Source organism: Streptomyces niveiscabiei (assembly GCF_001419795.1).
Classification (GTDB): Bacteria; Actinomycetota; Actinomycetes; order Streptomycetales; family Streptomycetaceae; genus Streptomyces; species Streptomyces niveiscabiei.
Genome location: NZ_LIRL01000754.1, coordinates 1 through 4,843, shown reverse-complemented (window position 1 = coordinate 4,843; position 4,843 = coordinate 1). Strand labels below are relative to the sequence as shown.

1 protein-coding gene is annotated in these 4,843 nt (G+C 70.5%); it reads left to right on the top strand.

Annotated features, from left to right (window positions below):
• Window positions 1-4,843 (top strand): LamG-like jellyroll fold domain-containing protein (locus AOK24_RS32760; protein WP_276206873.1); only part of this gene is annotated, 4,843 nt, incomplete at both ends.

Sequence of the window (4,843 nt, the reverse complement as noted above, 5' to 3'; positions counted from 1 at the left end):
GACCTCGCCGTCGAACTCTGGTTCAAGACCACCAAGGCCGGCGTCCTGATCGGCGACCAGTCCGCCCCGATGGGCTCCACCGTCACCGGCACTTACGCCCCGCTGCTGTACGTCGGCACGGACGGCAAGCTCAACGGCAAGTTCTTCTCACCGGGCCTGGGCACCGCGAAGGTCGCCTCCGCCGACACCGTCACCGACGACCAGTGGCACCACGCCGTCGTCACCGCCACCGGCACCGCCCAGACCCTCTACCTCGACGGCGTCCAGGCCGCCACCCTCACCGGAGCCGTCAGCCACCAGTCCAACACCCGCACCTACATAGGCGCCGGCTTCGCCAAGAACTGGCCCGCCGCCCCCGCCGACGCCAGCTACTTCACCGGCCAGCTCGACGAAGTCGCCGTCTACCAGCACGGCCTGAGTGCCGACCAGGTCGCCGAGCACTACAACGCCCGCCAGTACTCCGGAGTTTCGGCGCTCGCCTCGACCGTGACGGTCACCGACCCGAAGGGCGCCACGACGAGCACCACCTACGACGCCCTGCGCGGTGGACGCCGGATCACCTCGACCGACGCGAACGGCGGCCTCACCACCTACGCGTACGACACGGGCGGCTTCCCGCACACGGTCACCGACCCGAACGGCCACGCCACCATCACCGGCCACGACGCCCAGGGGAACCCGGTCTCCCGGACCACCTGCCGGGACGCGGGATCCTGCTGGACGTCGTACGAGGAGTTCTTCCACAACGCCGCGAACCCGCTGGACCCCCGCAACGGGAAGACCGTCGCGACCCGGGACGCGCGCAGCGCCGGACCGGCCGACGACCGCTACCGGACCACCATGAGCTACACGGCCCTGGGGCTGCCCGAGAAGATGACGCTCGCCGACGGCCGGACGTCGTCCACGACGTACACCGCGGGGACGGAACCGGCGGCCGGCGGCGGCACCACCCCGGCGGGGCTGGTGGCGACTACGGTCACCCCGCAGGGCGCGGTCACCACCTACGCGTACTTCTCCGACGGAGACCTGGCCAGGACCACGTCCCCGTCCGGACTCGTCACCACGTACATGTACGACGGGATCGGCCGGAACACCTCCGAGACCCAGGTGTCCGACACCTACCCGAACGGCGTCACCACCACCTACGCCTACGACGACCGCTCCCATGTCGTCGCCGAGACGGGTGCCGGGGCGAAGAACGAGATCACCGGAGTCACCCACACCGCGAAGACCGTCCGGACCTACGACGCGGACGGAAACCTCCTCACCGAGACCGACACCGACCTCACCGGCGGTGACCAGGCCGGCACCACCACCTACCACTACGACAGCCACGGCCAGAACGACACCGTCACCGACGCCGAGGGCAACGTCACGACGTACGCGTACGACACCCTGGGCCGCCTCACCGGCGAGAAGGACCCGCTCGGCAACGAACTGGCCCACCGCTACACCCCGATCGGCGACCTGGCCGAGACCGTCCTGAAGAACTGGACCGCAGGCCCCACGGGCGAACCGCGCGACCTCGTCATGGAGTCGAACGCCTACGACCCGGCCGGCCGCCTCGCCTCCACCACCGACGCCATGGGCGCGACCACCACCTTCACCTACTTCGACGACGGCCTCCCCGCCACCACCACCGCGCTCCAGGTGGAGCAGCCCGACGGCACCCGCCGCGACATCACGACGGAAGCCAACACCTACGACGGCGCCGGTCACCTCACCCGGCAGGTCACGGGCGGCGGCACGAGAACCGAGTCCCAGACCGTCGACGCCACCGGACGCGTCGTGCGCTCCGTCCTCGACCCGAACGGGATCGACCGCTCCGCCGACTACGCCTACGACAACGACGATCGCGTCACCGAAACCACCCTCCGCGTCTCCGACACGGAGACGGTGACCGAACGCTCCACCTACGACAAGGCCGGAAACATCACGGCCGCCTCCCTGTCCTCGGCAACCACCACGCTGACCGCGCGCCACACCTACGACGCACGCGGCCTCCTTCTCAGCAGCGTCAGCCCGCGAGGCACCAAGGCAGGCGCGGACCCGGCGACGTACACCACGAACTACCGCTACGACGCCCTCGGCCGCCTGGTCGAACAGACATCCCCCGCAGTGACCGCCGAGACGTACGGCACCACCCCGCAGACGAAACGGCCCACCGTCACCATCGGTTACAACACTTACGGCGACACCACCGACTCCAGGGACGAGAACGGCGAGACGACCCGGTCGGCCGTCGACAGGCTCGGCAGGACCGTCGCACTGACCCTCCCGCCGTACACCCCCGCCGGAGGCGGAACCGCGACAACTCCCGTGTACCGCACGGCCTACGACGCCCTCGGACGCGTCTCGACCACCACCGACCCGCTGGCCCGCACCACGCGGTACACCTACGACCAACTCGGACAGCTGTCGCAGCGGACGGACCCGCCGGCCACCGGCGCGACCCCGCCCCCGGACGGCACCACCCTCCTGCTCGAAGGCGGTACCACCCGGTACACCTGGACCCCCACCGGGCTCCCGCTCTCCGTGACCACACCGACCGGCGCCCGCACCGAGACCACCTACGACCGGCTCGGCAGGCAGCTCACCGCGACAGAGGTCGAACGACACCCCTCCCCGCAGAACCTGACCACCCGCTACACCTGGGACGACGCCGACAACCTGACGACCACCACGTCCCCGTCCGGACTCGTCAGCTCCGCCACCTACAACGCGGCCGGCGAGGCACTCACGACCACTCAGCCCGGTGGCGCGGTCACCCGGTACACCTACGACGGACTCGGACGCCAGACCCAGATCGTCGACCCCACCCAGCGCCGGAGCACCTTCACGTACGACCTGCTCGACAACGTGACCGAGGCCACCGACTTCGGGACCGGCACGACCGCGCTGCGTACGTTCAGGTCGGCGTTCGACGAGGAGGGGAACCAGACATCGGCCACCTCCCCGACCGGCGGCCAGACCTCGTTCGCGCACGACGCGCTGGGACGCCTCACCCAACAGACCGAGAAGCTCACCGGCGACGACGCGATCACCACCGGCTTCGGCTACGACCCCCGGGGCAACCGCACCCGCCTCACCGACGGCCGCTCCCACTCCGTGTACTACACGTACAATGCCTGGGGCCTTCAGGAGTCCACCGTCGAACCCGCCGCGGGGCAGCACCAGGCCGCCGACCAGCGCACCTGGACGACGGTCTACGACGCGGCAGGACAGGCGGTCGCTGAACTCCTCCCCGGCGGAGTCAAGCGGCAGAAGACCTACGACGGACTCGGCAGACTGATCCGCGAGACAGGCTCCGGCACGACAGCGGCCACCACACCACGCGTCCTGTCCTACGACCTCGACGGCAGGCTCACCGGCGCGGGCACCGACGGACTCTCGCCCGGCAACACCTACACGTACAACGACCGCGGCATGCTCCTGCGGGTCCAGGGCCTCTCCGGCACCTCCCAGTACGCCTACGACGCCGACGGCAACATGACGACCCGCACCGACGCGGCGGGAACCACCCGCTTCGCCTACGACTCCACGGGCCGCCTCGACTCCGCCGACGAACCGCTCACCGGCACACAGATCCAGTTCGACCACGACGCGGCGGGACGCCCCACGAAGGAGCGCTTCGCCCGGGTCACGGACACCGGGCAGACCGTGATCAACGCGGAACGCACCTATGGCTACGACAGCCTGGGCCGGACGACCTCGGACACCGTGACCCGCACCGCCACCGGGACGCAGGTCACCGGCATCACCTACGGCTACGACCTCGCCGACCGACTGCTGACCAAGACCACCACCGGAACGGCCGGCGCGGCGGCCAACGCGTACACCTACGATCTGGCCGGCCGCCTGACTTCCTGGACCGACGGCACCACCACGACCCCCTACGAGTGGGACAGAGCCGGGAACCTCACCCGCCGGGGCAGCACGACGGCCACGTACGACGCGCGCAACCGCCTGGAGAAGTGGGGCACCGACACCTACACCTACAGCGCCCGCGGCACCACCGAAACCGTCACGAAAAGCGACGGCACCTCCCGCGTCACCGCCTCGGACGCCTTCGAGCGCACCGTCTCCAACGGCACCGACTCCCTCACCTACGACTCACTGGACCGCGTCCTGACCTCCGGCTCCACCGCCTTCACCTACGACGGCGGCTCCAACAACCTCGTCACGGACACGGTCACGGCCTATACGCGCACACCGGACGGCGAACTCCTCGCCGGAGAGTCACCGGCAGCACCCGCCACGGAACAACTGGCCGTCACCGACCAGCACACCGACCTCGTCGCGGGCCTCAACGCGGACGGCACCACCGTCGTCGGCTCCCGCGCCTACGACCCCTTCGGCCGGACCACGGCGAAGACCGGCAGCACCCCGACGCTCGGCTACCAGTCCGGCTGGACCGACACGGCCAGCGGTGAGGTGAACATGGCCGCCCGCTGGTACCAGCCTGGAACCGGCTCCTTCACCTCCCGCGACACCTGGCAGCTCGACCCCACCCCGTCGGCCAGCGCCAACCGCTACACCTACGGCGATGCCGAGCCCCTCAACGGCACGGACCCGACGGGCCACGCCTACGACCCCCGCAGCGGCGGTGGCGGCGGACGCGGCGGCGGCGCCTCCGCGCCCAAACCCGCGCGAGGCGGTGGCTCCGGCGCCAAGAAGCCGAAGTCGTCGAAGAAGCCGAGGAAGGTTCCGGGGCGGCAGCCCGGCAACGCCCGGAGCCAGGAGTGCTCCTCGTACTCCGCCCGCTGCCGGACGAAGCCGACGGCTCCCGGGCGCACGTCGAAACCGAAGCCCTCCACGAGGCCGACGACACCGTCGACGTCCT